The sequence below is a fragment of the Aeromonas caviae genome (assembly GCF_000819785.1).
GTDB lineage: Bacteria > Pseudomonadota > Gammaproteobacteria > Enterobacterales > Aeromonadaceae > Aeromonas > Aeromonas caviae.
Genome location: NZ_CDBK01000094.1, coordinates 1 through 16,244 on the forward strand (window position 1 = coordinate 1; position 16,244 = coordinate 16,244).

Genomic DNA, 16,244 nt, shown 5'->3' on the forward strand with positions numbered 1-16,244 from the left:
GCGCATAATGTATATTATGTTAAATTGAATATCTTGGTATTCTGTCACCCTCAACCGAACTGTGTATAATGGTGGCAATTGATCCTATCCCCGACCGGATGTCTTAAGTGGCTGAATTAACATCAGAACAATTAAAACCCGCTTTCTCGATTGAGCAGTTCCCCACACTTGGCGAACTCGACCCCATTCCGTTTGCCGCCCTGCAACCCAGAGCGATTTCGGGTATCAAACGGCTGGCCAGTTTTGATGGTGACTGCCCGGTCATGATCCTCAACGGTTTCCCCGGTGCAGATTACGAGAATGTCTGCCAGACCCTGATTGCCTCTTCGAATGGCAAGGATGGCGACCTGTTCGATCTCTGTTATACCGAGAATCTCAACAACCCTTTCAAACCCATCTGGCTGCGCCTGCAACCGGGCTCGGGTTTCGAGTTCTGCGAGATGGTCGGCGAGCTGCTCAAGCTGATGAGCCACCATCTCGACGCCGAGCGGCTGGTCACCCGGATCATCCGCAAACAGAACAACGACCCCAAGATCGTGGATTTCCTCTCCGATCTGGCCGCCCATGTCGCCCAGGGCCTCGAGTTCCAGCACCCGGTGCTCATCAACCTGCTGATCCATCATGAGGATCAGCAAGCCCCTGTCGTCTACGGCCGCGACCTGAACTGGGATACCTTGTTCGGCTCCATCAACTATCAGACGGAACAAGGCTCCGTCTACGCCAACCAGCACCTTTTGGAACCTGGTCTGCTGCGGGAAGCCAACGGTGGTTACCTGGTACTTCAGCTTGATGAGCTGCTGGATCAGCCTCATCTCTGGTTCAAGCTCAAAAACGCCATGCAAAAAGGCGAGCTGGACTGGAATGCCTATCAGGAAGGCAAGACGCTGACGCCGTTCTTCACCCCGGAAGCGACCCCCATCCGGTTCAAGTTGATCCTGGTCGGTGACAGGCTGGACGTGGCGGAATTCCAGATGCTGGACAGGGACATGGCGGAGCGTATCTTCCTGCGTGCCGATCTGGTCTCCGAAGTGAACATCGAGGAAGATCTCCCCGCCTTCCTGCAATATCTCGCCTGGCTGCGAGCGCGCTGGGCGCTGCTGGATTTCACCCCAGGTGCCCTCCTCGCCCTCTGTCGCCATGCCAGCCGCCTGTGTGACCACCAGGAGTGGCTATCCCTCTCCGAGGTACAGCTCGGCGCCATCATGCGCATGGCCGACAGCTTGGCCCGCGAGCTGGAAGCGACCTGCGTCACTGACGAACATATCCTGCTCGCCCTGGAAGAGCAGGATTACCGCCTCAACTATCTGGTGGAGCAATCGGATCAGGGTGTCATCGACGGCCAGATCCTGCTGCAGACCGACGGGGAAGAGGTTGGCCAGATCAACGGCCTTTCCGTCATCCAGGTGGCTGGCCATCCCTATGACTTCGGGGAGCCGGTACGCCTCACCGCGACCGTCCACCTCGGGGATGGCGATGTGGCTGACATCGAGCGCAAGGCGGAGCTCGCCGGTCACATTCACGCCAAGGCCATGATGATCATCCACGGCTACCTCTCCAACAAGTTCGGCGCAGAGAACCCCTCGCCGCTCTCGGCCAACCTGGTGTTCGAGCAGTCATACCACGAGATCGATGGTGACAGCGCCTCCCTGACCGGCCTGTGTGCCCTCCTCTCCGCCCTCGCCCGCCAGCCCATCTATCAGCACTTCGCCGTGACCGGTGCGGTCGACCAGTTCGGCAATGTGCAGGCCGTTGGCGGCGTGAACGAGAAGATTGAGGGCTTCTTCCGGGTGTGCAAGATCCACGGTCTCACCGGCAAGCAAGGCATTCTGCTGCCAGGCACCAACGCCCAGCAGCTCAACCTCTCTGATGAAGTGATCGCGGCAGTAGAGGCCGGCCAGTTCCACATCCACCCGGTGGATCACGTGGAAGAGGCAATCGAGCTGCTCACCGGCTGCGTCGCTGGCGAACCGGACATGCCGGATACCCTGTTTGGTCGCATCCAGGAGAGACTGGACGAACTCAATGGCACGGCAACCAAGAGTGGCGGCCTGCTGCGCAGCCTGCTGGATCGGCTGCTTGGCCGTTAAATGAAGTGATCGGAGTTGTTTAGCGAACATCTGTAAGCTAAATTGGCCCGGCTTTGACCCATATGAAGGATAAACAGCGTGACCCTAGATAACGACACCACTGATCCCCGCCTCTCCCTGTGCGAACAAGGCAAAGAGTCCTTTACCCGTGAAGAGCTGCTTGCCTGCAGCCGTGGCGAATTATTTGGTGAAGGTAACAGCCAGCTGCCCGCCCCCAACATGCTGATGATGGATCGCATCGTCAAGATCAACGGCCATGGCGGCGAGCACGGCAAGGGTGAAATCCTGGCTGAACTCGATATCACGCCGGATCTCTGGTTCTTCGACTGCCACTTCCCCGGCGATCCCGTCATGCCCGGCTGCCTGGGCCTGGATGCCATGTGGCAACTGGTCGGCTTCTTCCTGGGCTGGAAAGGGGGTCCTGGCAAAGGACGTGCGCTGGGTGTCGGTGAAGTCAAGTTCACCGGCCAGATCCTGCCGACGGCCAAGAAGGTCACCTACAAAATCACCTTCAAGCGCGTCATCAACCGCAAACTGGTCATGGGCATTGCTGATGGCGTCGTGGAAGTGGATGGTCGCCCCATCTACAGCGCCACCGATCTGAAAGTGGGCCTGTTCAAAGACACCACCGCATTCTGATCCTGCTCCTGGGTGAGCAGAGACAACGTAAAGGGGCCACGATGGCCCCTTTCCTTTTGTAATGAGTGATGAAGTATCGGTTACTTCATGAAGAGGCCTGAGCCTCGCCCTTCCATGGCATCGCGCCAACCACCAAGCCAATGGCCCCTGGCATCCAGGCACTGGTACGGACACGCTTCTTTCTGTTTGCCGACTACGCCAGCCTGATAACCACGAGCGCGAGCTCTCTCCAGACGGTCCCGTTTCTGTCTCTTCATCATCTACGACCCTCTTCGTGGAACAAAAAAAGCGACCAGTTTTTCACCGGTCGCCTTCATCTTTACCCCAGGGGGGAGGCAGGGTCAAACAAAAAATTCCATGCTATTCAGGGGTTGTGACACAAGATACTGAACTGCATTAATTTTTGATGACACTTATTTATCGCTGATAGCGACGCAGCCAGGCAAAGGGCAGCGCCAGCAGAGTCAACCAGAACAGGCTGCCACCACCGCCCTCGCCACCATCCTGACCGGTCTGGTTGTTGACCGGCGCATTGCTGACCACATAGCTGGCCGGGGCATTGCCCTGATAATCCGCCACGGCCGGCGTCAGTTTGACGGCGACCACGGTGGCGTTGGCGCGTTTGTTGAGGTCGCTCTCGCTGTCATAGCGATACGCCGTCGCGGCAATGGTGCCGTCGCTGCTGATGCCGCTGGCATAAGCGATGTGATAGTACTTGCCGTTCTGGGCACACTGCTTGTTGCCGGCGTCATCCTTGCCACAGATGAGATCGTTCAGATACCAGCTGTTGGCCGGGGCAGCCGCGTTCAGCAGGAAGGCTTCCTGCATGCGGTTGGTGCCATTGACCACCGGTTGGGTCTGATGGCGGGAGTCGCGCCAGCCAACCACCATGTTGTGCTCGTTGATGGCGGCCGCTTCCGAGCCTGCCCCCGAGACCGGCTTGTCCTGGAGAGGAAGGCTGGCCGCCGTACCCGGCTTGCTCAGGTTGAACAGGAACATCTCCACCGGGCGGTTCTGGCCCTTGTTGATGCGATAGCGCTGGTTGCCGATCACGTAGCCGTTGTCGTTGACGGCCACGGCCCAGCTGTGTTGCAGCTTGGCATCGTCCTTGCCAGGCTCGCCATCCGGCAGCGGGATGATCTTGGTGGTGCCCACGGTGCCGGCAGCCGTATCCAGGGTCCAGTAGCTGGCGAGGTTGCGACCATCCAGATCACCGGTGCCCACCTCGCCGGTAGAGCTGTAGCCCACGCCGTAGAGGGTGCCGTTGTACTTGGCCACGCCCAGTGCAGAGGCAGTTTGCAGCACCTCGTCACGCTGATGACCATAGGTGCCGGCCTGCATCAGCTTGTTGAACCCGCCCGAGCTGTTGAGCAGCCAGAAGCTCGCCTGGGTATCGACCCCGGGGCAGTAGCGGAAGTCACCGTACTGGCTGTCATTGCCCGTCTCGAAACACCACTTGTAGAAGTCACCGCCCACCTTGTGGCGATACTTGTCGCTGGCCGCGGTACCGGTCACCAGATACTGACCGTTGTCCAGCTTCTTGATGGAGGTGGGTACGCTCAGGCCGTGGGTGCTGGCCGCATCCTTGAGCTCGACCGGGTTGCCGTCATTGACCACGGCAAAGGCGGTGCGCAGCTTGCCATTCATCTTGTAACCGACCCGATCCTCCGGGACATCCCCGAGGGCCGTCACCAGGCCATCGACCTCGGAGCTGGTCACGTAGCCCAGGTTGCTGCGTTGATCCACCTTGTCCAGGAAGTCGCGACGCCACTGGTAGGCAAAGCCCGAGTTGTCGCTCCAGAAGGAGTTGCAGACCGAGTTGGAGAGCATGCAACCCTGCTCGAAACGGAAACGATCGACCAGGAAGTCGGCAAACCGCACGGTGGAGAAGTATTCCGCCATGTTGTTCTTGGTGTTGAGCCCGATGAGGCCGTTGGCATCGCCGCTGATCCCGCTGGCATAGCCTTTGACTTCGTCATCGACGATGGTGAAAAAGGAGCTTTGTGCCGCCTGCGCGTTGAGGCTGGCGCCGACCAGGATGGCCAGCATGGATAATTGCTTTTTCATCTACTTCCTTAGTCTTGATGTTTCAACGCTTCCAACTCCTCCCAACGGGAGAAGGCGTGTTCCAATGCGGCCTCTGCCGCATTCAATGCATCCAGTTTGGGCTGGGTCTGCTCTGCTGGCAGGGAGAAGAAACCGGGGTGGTTAATCTCGGCCTGCAGGGCATCGAGTTCCATTTCCAACTGTTCCAGCCGGGCTGGCAGATTATCCAGCTCCAGTTGCAACTTGTAAGAGAGTTTTCGTGTTTTTTTCGCAGGCTCCGCTGCCGATGCGACAGGCTCTGCCACCTTGACCGGGGCCGGCTTGGCCGTCTGTTGGGCGGCCTGCAGGGCTCGTGTAGCCATCATGTCGGCGTAGCCCCCGACATAATCGCTGATCCGTCCATCCCCTTCAAACAGCCAGCAGCCGGTCACGGTATTGTCGATGAAACGGCGATCGTGGCTGACCAGCAGCAGGGTGCCCGGGTAATCGGTGAGCAGCTCTTCCAAAAGTTCCAGCGTTTCGACATCCAGGTCGTTGGTTGGTTCATCCAGAATCAACAAGTTACTGGGTTTGAGGAAGAGTTTGGCCAACAGTAGACGGTTTTTCTCGCCCCCTGACAAGGCCTTGACCGGGGTGCGCGCCCGCTTGGGCTCGAACAGGAAGTCCTGCAGATAGCCGAGGATGTGACGGGAGCGGCCGCGAACCATCACCTCCTGCTTGCCCTCCCCCACGTTGTCCACCACCGTCTTCTCGGGGTCGAGCTGCTCACGGTATTGATCGAAGTAAGCTACTTCCAGGTTGGTCCCCTGGCGCACCGAGCCACGGCTCGCCTCGAGCTGGCCCATCAGCAGCTTGATCAGGGTCGACTTGCCGCAGCCGTTGGGGCCAACCAGAGCAATCTTGTCCCCGCGCAGCACCTGCAGATCTAGTCCCTGGAACAGGGTGCGATCACCAAAGTCCAGCCCCAGCCCCTCGGTCTCGAACACCAGCTTGCCGGAGCGGCCCGCCTCGTCCAGTTGCAGCTTGGCCTTGCCCTGCAGTTCCCGGCGCTGGGTGCGCTCCATGCGCATCGCCTTGAGGGCCCGCACCCGTCCCTCGTTGCGGGTACGACGCGCCTTGATCCCCTGGCGCACCCACACCTCTTCCTGGGCCAGCTTGCGGTCGAACTCGGCGTTTTTCAGCTCCTCGACCCGCAGCCACTCCTCCTTGCCTTGCAGATATTCGTCATAGTTGCCGGGCCAGGAGGTGATCACGCCGCGATCGAGATCGATGATCCGGGTCGCCAGCTTGTGGATGAACTCCCGGTCGTGGGAGATGAAGACGATGGCGCCGCGAAAGTCCTTGAGGAACTCTTCCAGCCAGTTGATGGCATCGATGTCCAGGTGGTTGGTCGGCTCGTCCAGCAGCAACAGATCCGGATCACACGCCAGGGCGCGGGCCAGAGCCACCTTGCGCAGCCAGCCGCCAGACAGACTGTCGAGCGTCACATCAGGGTCGAGATCAAGCAGGGTCAGCACCTGATTGATGCGGGTCTCGTACTGCCAGCCGTTCTGATAGTCGAGCTGCTCCTGCAACTGGCTCATGGTGCGAATGTTGGCATCGGAAGGGTCGTGCGCCAGGGCGTGGGAGACATGGTGGTACTGCTTGAGCAGCTCCCCTACCCCGGCCAGCCCTTCTGCGGCGTAATCGAACACGGTGATCTCGCTCGAGGCGGGCGGATCCTGCTCGAGGCGGGTCACTTTCAAATCTTGTTGCAACACCAGACGGCCGTCGTCCAGCGGCAGTTCGCTGGCAATCACCTTCATCAGGGTAGACTTGCCCGCCCCGTTGCGCCCCACCAGGCAGAGGCGCTCGCCCCGCTCTATGGTGAGCTCGGCATGGTCGAGCAGCGGAAAATCACTGAACGACAGGGACGCGCCGTGCAATGTCAAAAGAGCCATGTTTGTTCCTTGTTGCTTATGAAAAAACGGGCGGCAGCGTGAATCTGCCCCCGTTTTGTCGTCAAATCCTGCTCACCCCTGTGCCAGCCAGCCTTGCAGCTCCCTCAGGGTGAAGGGCCAGCCCAGCTCCCGGCCGGCACTGTCTTGCAGCACCGGGATGCGCACCCGGTAAGCCTCGAGCCAGGCCTCCTCCTCCAGGATGTCGCAGCGGCGGGTCTGCGCGGCCATCCCGGCCTGTTCCACCAGCGCCCACGCCTGTTCGCACAGGTGGCAGCCGTCGGTGTGAAACAGGGTCAGCATCAGCCTTGTGCCTCGGCGTGGGTGATGATCCAGCAGTTGTGGATATGCTGGTTGCGCTCGAAGTCCTTGGGCCGGGTCTTGTTCGTGATGTTCTGCGCCTTGAGACCGATGGCGTCAAGGCCGGCCAAGTCCATCTTGAAGTGGCGCTTGTTGTTGGAGAAGACCAGGGTGCCGTCCGCCGCGAGCAGGCGCTTGAGGTGCTGCATCAACAGCAGGTGATCCCGCTGCACGTCGAAGCTCTCGTCCATCCGCTTGGAGTTGGAGAAGGTGGGCGGATCGATGAAGATGAGGTCGTACTGCTCGTCGGCTTCCGACAACCACTTCAGGCAGTCCGCCTGCACGAACTTGTGCTCACGGCCCACCAGCGAGTTGAGGCGCATGTTGTCCTGGGCCCAGTTGAGGTAGGTGCGCGACATGTCCACCGTGGTGGTTTCGCGGGCGCCGCCGAGCCCCGCGTGCACGGTGGCACTGCCGGTGTAGGCAAAGAGGTTCAGGAAGCGCTTGCCCCGAGCCATCTGGCCCAACATGCGGCGGGTCTGACGGTGGTCGAGGAAGAGGCCGGTGTCCAGATAGTCGTAGAGGTTGACCCAGAGGCGTGCACCGTACTCCTGCACCTCCATCCGGTGCTGCTCTTCGGAAAGCTTCTGGTACTGCTGTTTGCCTTCCTGGCGCTCGCGCACCTTCAGGATCACCTTCTCGCCGTCCATGCCAGTTACCTTGATGGCGGCCTGCACCATGTCCAGCAGACGCTGGCGGGTCTTCTGGGCGGGGATGTCCTTGGGCGCAGCGTACTCCTGTACCACCAGATAATCCTGATAGCGGTCGATGGCGGCGTTGTATTCCGGCAAGTCCGCGTCATAGAGGCGGTAACAATCGAGGTTCTCCTTGCTCGCCCATTTCTCGAGGGTCTTCAGATTCTTGCGCAGACGGTTGGCAAAGTCCTGGGCCACCTCTTTCTGGGAAGCGACGGCATCGAGGGCGATCTGGTAGTTGCGCAGTTGACACTCGAGGGCGCCGTTGAACAGGCGATACTGCTTGTCGGCACGCAGGCGCAGGCAGCTCAGGAGTTCGGGAGAAGCGGAGAGAATGGTGACCTTCCACCCCTGGAAGCCGCGGCGCAGGGCATCGCCAAGGGCCTGATGCACTTCCAGCAACGCCGGGAACTCCCCAAGACGCTCGCCATAGGGCGGGTTGGAGATAAGCATGCCGACCTGACGGCTCTCCCCTTCCACAGCCGGCATCGGCAGCGGGTTTTCCAGCTTGGTGACATCGGCCTGCTTGAAGGTGATGAGATGGGCCACGCCGGCGGCTTTGGCGTTGTCACGGGCCTTCATCAGGACCCGGGTATCCGCATCGCAACCGAACAGTTTCACCTCGCAGCGCTGCATGCCGCGCTTGGCACGCACCTGGGCTTCCATCATCAGACTCTGCCACAGTTCACCATCGTGTTGCAGCCAGCGATCGAAACCGAAGCGTTCGCGGCGCAGGGCCGGCGCCATGTCGGCAGCGATGAAGGCCGCTTCAATCAGCAGGGTGCCGGAGCCGCACATGGGGTCCATCATGGGCTCGCCGGCCCAGCCGCTGCGGGCGATCATGGCCGCAGCCAGGTTCTCTTTGAGGGGCGCCTCGCCGGTGCCCTGGCGATAGAAGCGCTGGTGCAGCGCCGGGCCTGACAAGTCCAGCGTGATATTGGCCTTGCCTTTGCCAAGGTGCGCCATGATGCGAATGTCCGGGGACTTCTTGTCCACATCCGGGCGCACGTGACCGCGCTTGGTGAAGCGATCGACGATGGCGTCCTTGATCTTCAGGGCACCGTACTGGGTATTGCGAATGGAGGCGTTGGTACCGGTAAAGTCCACCGCGATGGTGGCGGTACCGGAGAAGTGATCTTCCCAGGGAATGGTATGGGCCCCGAGGTAGAGGTCCAGATCGTCGTTCATCTGGAACTCGGAGAGCACCAGCACGATACGGGAGGCAAAGCGGCTCCACAGACAGGCCTTGTAGCCGATGGCCAGTTCGCCCTTGAAGTGGACGCCGGCCACGGTCTCACGGACCTGCTCCGCACCCAGATTGGTCAGCTCGACGGCCAGCAGGTTTTCCAGCCCTTTGGGGCAGGTTGCAAAAAATTCTTTCATCACGCTCACGGGGATGCCATAAAAATAGTGCCGCATTATACCTTATCGGCCCGCGCTCGGCACTCGAACCTTGGACAAAGGCGCCATATAAACGGCAAGAGGCGCGGCAAACGCTCCCCTCCCCCTTGCGGGCGACAGGATCCCGCTCCTGGCTGGCAGTTGTCTACCATCACATTCGTAAAGAATTCGAAAATCTTGCCCGGACCAGGCAGAAAATGGTCGTGACGACCAGACGAAGGAAAAAGACAAATAATGGAACAAGAGAGAGACTGAGCGCTTAAATATCAGACCAATATAGCAGGCCTATAACGGACTTATTCGTCGCCATATAACGGTCCCGTCGTCAGCCCACTTCCCGATATTGTGTCTGTGACCGGACTCTGGCTTGCATCCGGTTATTCATCACCTTGATCACGGCAAAGCGCGGCAGCGTCTTGCTGTTGGTCAGCACCAGCTCGTCGGTCAGGTTCAGGCAAACGCTCGCCTGATCGCCAGCTTCGATGACCATGAATTCCCCCCGACCGTGAGGCGTATCCATCCACACCAGGGATCCCATATCCGGAATAACATGAGCCTGCTGTTCATGAAAGAACCAGCTTTGCGGCATCAGGGGTTTATAAAAACGGCTGACGGCGATGGCATTGAGGACCAGCTGGACCTGGTGGGGCGTACTCCAGTCGAGTTCAGCGGCCTTGTCCATCAACTGGTAATAGAGGGCGGCATCATCCACGCAAAAAGGCTGGGTGGTGAAAGAACAGGGAACAAGTTGTCGACCTTTATATTCGGTGGCAAATATCATGCGATCGGACAAATCCAGCATCAGGCGATCATCCTGAGCGTCATAATGCCACTGCCAATTGTCATTGGGTTGAATACACATGGTGGTGCCCTTATCTAAGCCGTCCCTCGACTTTATTCCATGTCGAGAATTTGAGCAACGTTAAATAAGGGCAACCGGTTATTTTTTAAATATGGGTAACGATCTCTTTGACCAGACTCGGCCCTTTATAAATAAAGCCGCTGTAAATCTGGACAAGACTGGCACCCGCTGCCAGTTTTTCCCGAGCCGCCATGGCGCTGTCGATACCACCCACACCGATAATGGGCAGGGCGCCGTCGAGGGCCTTGGCCAGGTGGCGGATCACCTCGGTGCTCTTGTGCTGGAGCGGGCGGCCGCTAAGCCCGCCGGCCTCTGCGGCATGGGGCATGTCATATATCATCTCCCGCTCCAGAGTGGTATTGGTGGCGATGACACCGTCAATACGGTTCTTGATCAAAGAGGCGGCTACCTGATCTATTTCATCGAGTGACAGATCCGGGGCAATTTTCACGGCCAGCGGCACATACTTTTTATATTTCTCGGCCAGTTCCTGTTGACGCTGTTTCAATGCAGCCAGCAGTTCATCCAGTGCATCGCCATATTGCAATTGACGCAGACCCGGGGTGTTTGGTGAGGAAATATTGACCGCAATATAACCGGCATGGTCATACACCTTGTCCATGCAGAGAAGGTAATCATCCTTGCCCTGCTCGATGGGGGTGTCCTTGTTCTTGCCGATATTGATGCCGATCACCCCCTGATATTTGGCCTCTTTCACCTTGGCCACCAGGTGATCGACTCCCTTGTTGTTGAATCCCATGCGATTGATGATCCCCTCGGCCGGGATCACCCGGAAGAGACGAGGCTTGTCATTGCCGCTCTGGGGTCTGGGGGTCACGGTACCGACCTCGATGAAACCGAACCCCATGGCGCCGAAGGCATCGATGCACTCCCCGTCTTTATCCAGACCGGCGGCCAACCCCACCGGATTGGCAAAATTAAGCCCCATGACGGTGACGGGGCGTTTGGGCAGAGAGTGGCGGAAGAAACAATCAAGCGGGGTACCAAGAAGGCGGGGCAAATATTTGATGGAGAGATCGTGAGCCTGCTCCGGATTGAGTTTGAACAGGAAATGCCTGGCGAGTGGGTACAGCATGCTTGCTCCTTAAAAAAAGCCCCGGCAACTGGCCGGGGCTTTTGGGGTTATGCCGAGGTTCGGCAATTCAACTGGAGCAGGTTCAACTCTCGCAAGGCCACCGAGAACTTGGCGAACTCGTGCGTGCTCGTGGTCTTGAAGTCGGCCAACATGTGGGTCCAACGGGACAAGAGTTGCTCATGCTCCGAAATCCAGTCGGCCAGTATGGTAGCGCATTCCCCCTGCTCTTTGCACCCTTCCAGTACCACGGAGGTGAGGCTGCGTTGCTGCCAGTCCAGATCTTCGCGGAAGGAGGCCCGCGCCATCGCCTGCCAGTGATTGCCCACCGGCTGATGGTTGATCTGCTCGAGGAACCAGTGCAGATCCAGTTTGGCGCCCAGGCGGTAGTAGACGTTGGCAACCCGCAGGATGTCGGTCTTGTGCTCCGCGGCAATCTGCGCCAGATCCAGGCAGGAGAAGAGGCTGCTCATGTGGGCCACGCGACGGGCGATGGCCTCCGGCACCTGCTTGTCCACCAGGGCGGCGACCGCCTGGCTGTGCTCGGCCACTTCGCTCTCGTCCATTACCTCATAAAGGTGCTGACTCAAGGTCTCGAAGGCCGGGCGGAAGAAGGCGATGTTCTCGCCGATGCTCCAGCTGCGGTTGCGGGCGCGCAGGAACCAACGGGTGGCGCGGCGCACGATGCGGCGGCTGTAGAACATCAGCTCGAGCTGGGTCTGGGCATCCACCCCGTTGTCACACCCTTCGATGTCACGCCACAGGGCACCGAGGCCGAACACTTCCCGGGCCATGGCGAAGCAGCAGGCCACTTCCGCCACCGAGGCACCGGTCTCGTCCTTCATCCGGCTGGCGAAGTTGAGCCCCATGTCGTTGACCAGCATGTTGGCCACCCGGGTCGCGATGATCTCGCCTCGCAGCGGGTGCTGGGCCAGGGCCGCGCCAAATTGCTGCTGCAACTGGGTCGGGAAGCTGGTGACCAGCATGTTGGCGAGGAAGGGCTCCTCGGTCACTTCCGGGCAATTGAGCTGCTCTTTGAGCACCATCTTGCCGTAAGCCACCAGCACCGCCAGCTCGGGTCGGGTCAGCCCCTGCCCTGCCGCCATCCGCTCGGAGAGCTCCTCGTCGGAGGGGAGGAACTCGAGCGCCCGGTCCAGCTTGCCTTCCCGCTCCAGCCCCTGGATGAAGCGCTGCTGCTCTTTCAGCTGCTCGGCACCACGGAAGGCGGTCACCGAGATGGACTGTGACTGGCGATAGGCGTTGGTGATGACCACCTGGGCCACCGCATCCGTCATCTCGTAGAGCATCTGGTTACGCTGCTTGAGGGTCAGATCCCCGGCGGCAACCAATTGGTTCAGCAGGATCTTGATGTTGACCTCGTTGTCGGAGCAATCCACCCCGCCCACGTTGTCGGTGAAGTCGGTGTTGATGCGCCCACCCTGACTGGCATACTCCACCCGGCCAAGCTGGGTGAAGCCAAGATTGCCACCCTCGCCCACGATGCGGGCACGCAGATCACGCCCATTGACGCGCAGCACGTCGTTGCTGCGATCCCCGACATCGGCGTCGCTCTCGCGGGCGCTCTTCACATAGGTGCCGATGCCGCCGTTCCAGAGCAGGTCGACGTTCAGGCAGAGTAGCGCCTTGATCAGCTCGTTCGGGGCCATGCCGCTCTTGTCGGTGTCAAGCAGGGTCTGCATTTCCGGGCTCAGCTTGATGGACTTGGCAGAGCGCAGGAAGATGCCGCCCCCCTTGGAGATGAGCTCACGGTTGTAGTCATCCCAGCTGGAGCCGGGCAGCTCGAACAGGCGCTTGCGCTCGACGAAGCTCCTGGCCGCATCCGGGGTCGGGTCGACGAAGATGTGCATGTGGTTGAAGGCGCCCACCAGCTGGATGTGCTCGGAGAGCAGCATGCCGTTGCCGAACACGTCGCCGGCCATGTCACCTATCCCCACGCAGGTGAAGTCGGTGGTCTGGCAGTTGATGCCAATCTCACGGAAGTGGCGCTTGACCGATTCCCAGGCGCCGCGGGCGGTGATGCCCATCTTCTTGTGGTCATAGCCCACCGAGCCGCCGGAGGCAAACGCATCGCCGAGCCAGTGGCCGTATTCGAGGCTTATCTCGTTGGCGATGTCGGAGAAGGTCGCGGTGCCTTTGTCGGCCGCCACGACCAGGTAGTAGTCATCCTCGTCGTGACGCACCACGGATTTTGGCGGGATCACCTCGCCGCCGATGATGTTGTCGGTCACGTCGAGCAGGCCGCGGATGAACAGACGGTAGCAGGCCTTGCCCTCCTCCTGAATGACGGCACGGGGGGCGCCTGCCGGCATCTGCTTGCAATAGAAGCCGCCCTTGGCGCCCACCGGCACGATAACGGTGTTCTTCACCTGCTGGGCTTTCACCAGGCCCAGCACTTCGGTGCGGAAGTCCTCTTTGCGATCGGACCAGCGCAGGCCGCCACGGGCCACCTTGCCCCAGCGCAGGTGTACCCCTTCCACTCGCGGGGAGTAGACGAAGATCTCGAACTTCGGCAGCGGCAGCGGCATGTCGGTGATGCTGGAGGGGGCCAGCTTGAAGGAGATGTAGGGCTTGATGTTGCCCGCCTTGTCCAGCTGGTAGTAGTTGGTGCGCAGGGTGGCGTCGATCATCTCCACATAGCGGCGAATGATGCGATCGTCATCCAGGTTGGCGACTTGATCCAGCTTGGCCGCAAGCTCCTCGTGCAGCTTGGCCTGCACCTTGGCGTCCTGCTTGATGGCCGGATCCAGGCGCTGTTCGAACAGAGTGAACAGCAGCTGGGCGATGTCCGGATAACGGGTCAGGGTCTCCTCGATATAGGACTGACTGAAGGAGACGCCGGTCTGGCGCATGTATTTGGCATAGGCCCGCAGCACGGATACCTGACGACCGGTGAGGCCGGCCCCCAGCACCAGACGGTTGAAGCCGTCATCTTCCAGGGTCTTGTTCCAGATGGCGGCGAAGGCCTGCTGGAAGCGCTGCTGGCTCTGCTCCAGATCGAACGGTTGCTCGCCCCGCAGCAGCATGGAGAAATCGAGGATCCAGAACACCTCGCCGGTGGGGGTCCGTACCTGATACGGGGTCTCGCCGATGACGCGCAGTCCCATGTTTTCCAGCATGGGCAGGACGTCGGAGAGGTGGATGGGTTCGCTTCGGTGGAACAGCTTGAGGCGTACCCGGCGATCGTTCTCCTCCTCCTGGGCGCGGTAGAACAGCATGCCAAGCGGCTCGGCCTCGCTCAATCCATCCAGGGCCATGATGTCCGCGACGGCAGAGCCCGGCAGCACATCTTCCTTGTAGGCGCGGGGGAAGGCGGTGCTGAAACGGCGGCGCAGCTCGTTGCCGCGGGCCTCGCCATAGTGGGAAAGCAGCACGGAATCCAGGCGGTCATCCCAGCTGCGGGCCGCTTCAATCAGGTTGTTCTGTACTTCGTTCACATCCACATCCACGTTGTTGTTGTTGACCCGCACTATGTAGTGGGTCCGTGCCAGCACACCCTCGGTGAAGTAGACGTTGAACTCCACATCGATGCTGCTGCCAAAATATTTCTGCAAAATCTGCTGGGTCTTGACTCGCAGCGCCGTGTTGTAGCGCTCCTTGGTGACATAGACCATGCAGGAGAAGAAGCGGCCGTAGACGTCGCGGCGCACGAACAGGCGCAGCATGTCCCGCTCCTGCATCTCCAGCACCCCGAGACCGGTGGCCAGCAGCTCCTCTTCACGGGCCTGGATCAGCTCGTCGCGCGGGTAGGTTTCCAGCACGTTCAGCAGCGCCTTGTAGGCATGGGAGCCCGATTCAAAGCCGGAGGCGGCCATGATGCGCTCGAGGCGGTGGCTGATGAGGGGGATCTGGGTCGCACTGGTGTTGTAGATGGAGGAGGCATACAGGCCGATGAAGCGATCCTCTCCCACCACCTTGCCGTGCTCGTCGAAACGCTTGATGCCGATGTAGTCCACATAGGCCGGACGATGCACCCGGGACTTGCTGTTGGACTTGGTGAGGATCAGCAGGTCGGAACTGAGGGCCGCGTGACGGGCGCTGGCGGGCATGGTGCCGAGGCGCTGGCCTTCGTCCTTGATGGAGTTCTTCATCAGGCCCAGGCTGGACTCGGGCTGCGGCAGGATCTCGTGATCCCCCTCCACCGCCTTGACGTCGTAGCGACGATAACCCATCAGGGTGAAGTTGTGGGCGGCCACCCATTTGAGGAAGGCGACGCAGGAGTCAACCTCGGCCTGGCTAACCGGGTTCTTGCGTTTGGGCAGCTCCTCGATGATCTCGTTCAGGCGCGCCAGCATTGGCTGCCAGTCTCCCACCGCCAGGGCCACTTCCCGCGCGACCGAGTTGAGCTCGGCAGTCAGGGCGTCCATCTCCTCTTCACCGGTCAGGTGATCGATTTCGATGAGGAAGGCGGTTTCCACCGAGGTCTGCTCTGCGGTGTTGTCCAGATCCAGGATGGCGCCAATCTTGCCGCCTTCGCCGCGGATCAGGTGCAGCGGCTGGTGCAGCATCATGTGTGCGGTGATATTGAGACGCTTGAGGGCCATGCGGATGGAGTCCACCAGGAAGGGGGAATCCTGCAGGATGATCTCGACGATGGTATGGGGAGACTGCCATCCGTGGCGGGTCAGCTCGGGGTTGTAGACCCGGATATAGGGCTCGATACCGGTACGGTGGTTGAGGGCATTCCACAGACTGAGGGCGGCGCCATAGAGATCGCTGTCATTGCGGTCATGCAGATCAGTGCTGGCCATGTTGCCGTAGAACTTGGCAACGAAACATTCGACCAGGGAGGCACTGTTTTTCGGCAATTTCTGGTGGATCAGACTGAGAACGTTTTCGAGCAGAACGGAGGTAGGGGCGTCTTTCAATGCCATTGCTAGTTTCCTTATCGGACGACATCACAGACACGGCGACATCCACCCAGGATGCCCACCGGTACAGAGTTGCAGCGAAGTGTAATGGCTTGGATCAAGGAAGGCGAGCAAAGGTGATAACGGGATGTTAAAAACAAGGGACAGATCACGGCTTGGGTTGTGATAAATTTTGCCAAGTTGGCAAAATTCAGAAAATCGCACTGGATGCCGCGCCATTTACCGGATAGATAGT

General features: G+C 60.0%; 10 protein-coding genes. 2 read left to right on the forward strand and 8 right to left on the reverse strand.

The features are described from left to right. Nucleotides 1–107 precede the first annotated feature (107 nt). Nucleotides 108–2,087, forward strand: a complete 1,980-nt coding sequence (locus BN1120_RS16485) for a Lon protease family protein (RefSeq protein ID WP_042017065.1) — start codon at nucleotides 108–110, stop codon at nucleotides 2,085–2,087. A 78-nt stretch (nucleotides 2,088–2,165) separates the two neighbouring features. Then, nucleotides 2,166–2,726, forward strand: coding sequence for a 3-hydroxyacyl-[acyl-carrier-protein] dehydratase FabA (gene fabA, locus BN1120_RS16490; RefSeq protein WP_042017067.1), 561 nt, complete (start codon nucleotides 2,166–2,168; stop codon nucleotides 2,724–2,726). 80 nt (nucleotides 2,727–2,806) lie between these two features. On the opposite strand, the gene rmf is transcribed toward fabA, so the two are convergent. The 8 genes from rmf to BN1120_RS16525 all read right to left on the reverse strand — a co-directional run bounded on the left by rmf (nucleotide 2,807) and on the right by BN1120_RS16525 (nucleotide 16,012). Beyond that, entirely contained in the window at nucleotides 2,807–2,986 is a 180-nt protein-coding gene (gene rmf, locus BN1120_RS21000) for a ribosome modulation factor (RefSeq protein ID WP_005315693.1), read from the reverse strand. A gap of 157 nt (nucleotides 2,987–3,143) precedes the next feature. Beyond that, nucleotides 3,144–4,793 (reverse strand): DUF3466 family protein, encoded by a 1,650-nt coding sequence (locus BN1120_RS16495; protein ID WP_010674760.1) that lies wholly within the window; start codon nucleotides 4,791–4,793, stop codon nucleotides 3,144–3,146. An 8-nt stretch (nucleotides 4,794–4,801) separates the two neighbouring features. Next, entirely contained in the window at nucleotides 4,802–6,712 is a 1,911-nt protein-coding gene (gene uup / locus BN1120_RS16500; protein ID WP_029314544.1) for an ATP-binding cassette ATPase Uup, read from the reverse strand. Nucleotides 6,713–6,784: 72 nt separating this feature from the next. Further along, nucleotides 6,785–7,012 carry a glutaredoxin family protein gene (locus BN1120_RS16505; protein WP_042017071.1) on the reverse strand — a complete coding sequence of 76 codons (228 nt, stop codon included), beginning with the start codon at nucleotides 7,010–7,012 and terminating at the stop codon, nucleotides 6,785–6,787. After that, nucleotides 7,012–9,183 carry a bifunctional 23S rRNA (guanine(2069)-N(7))-methyltransferase RlmK/23S rRNA (guanine(2445)-N(2))-methyltransferase RlmL gene (rlmKL, locus tag BN1120_RS16510; RefSeq protein WP_042017072.1) on the reverse strand — a complete coding sequence of 724 codons (2,172 nt, stop codon included), beginning with the start codon at nucleotides 9,181–9,183 and terminating at the stop codon, nucleotides 7,012–7,014. Before rlmKL ends, BN1120_RS16505 begins: the two co-directional genes overlap by 1 nt. A 307-nt stretch (nucleotides 9,184–9,490) precedes the next feature. After that, on the reverse strand, nucleotides 9,491–10,027 hold the full coding sequence (locus BN1120_RS16515) for a cell division protein ZapC (protein WP_042017074.1): 537 nt from the start codon (nucleotides 10,025–10,027) through the stop codon (nucleotides 9,491–9,493). Between the two features lie 85 nt (nucleotides 10,028–10,112). Then, a complete protein-coding gene (gene pyrD, locus BN1120_RS16520) occupies nucleotides 10,113–11,123 on the reverse strand; it encodes a quinone-dependent dihydroorotate dehydrogenase (RefSeq protein ID WP_039040791.1) in 1,011 nt (336 codons plus the stop codon). Nucleotides 11,124–11,170: 47 nt separating this feature from the next. Next, the gene (locus BN1120_RS16525; RefSeq protein WP_042017075.1) at nucleotides 11,171–16,012 is read right to left on the reverse strand and encodes an NAD-glutamate dehydrogenase; all 4,842 of its coding nucleotides are present in this window, start codon (nucleotides 16,010–16,012) and stop codon (nucleotides 11,171–11,173) included. Nucleotides 16,013–16,244: the final 232 nt, after the last annotated feature.

Coding starts and splice junctions, on each gene's coding strand:
- rmf (WP_005315693.1), bottom strand. CDS start 2,986: ATGATGAAGAGACAGAAACGGGACCGTCTGGAGAGAGCTCGCGCTCGT.
- BN1120_RS16495 (WP_010674760.1), bottom strand. CDS start 4,793: ATGAAAAAGCAATTATCCATGCTGGCCATCCTGGTCGGCGCCAGCCTC.
- uup (WP_029314544.1), bottom strand. CDS start 6,712: ATGGCTCTTTTGACATTGCACGGCGCGTCCCTGTCGTTCAGTGATTTT.
- BN1120_RS16505 (WP_042017071.1), bottom strand. CDS start 7,012: ATGCTGACCCTGTTTCACACCGACGGCTGCCACCTGTGCGAACAGGCG.
- rlmKL (WP_042017072.1), bottom strand. CDS start 9,183: ATGCGGCACTATTTTTATGGCATCCCCGTGAGCGTGATGAAAGAATTT.
- BN1120_RS16515 (WP_042017074.1), bottom strand. CDS start 10,027: ATGTGTATTCAACCCAATGACAATTGGCAGTGGCATTATGACGCTCAG.
- pyrD (WP_039040791.1), bottom strand. CDS start 11,123: ATGCTGTACCCACTCGCCAGGCATTTCCTGTTCAAACTCAATCCGGAG.
- BN1120_RS16525 (WP_042017075.1), bottom strand. CDS start 16,012: ATGGCATTGAAAGACGCCCCTACCTCCGTTCTGCTCGAAAACGTTCTC.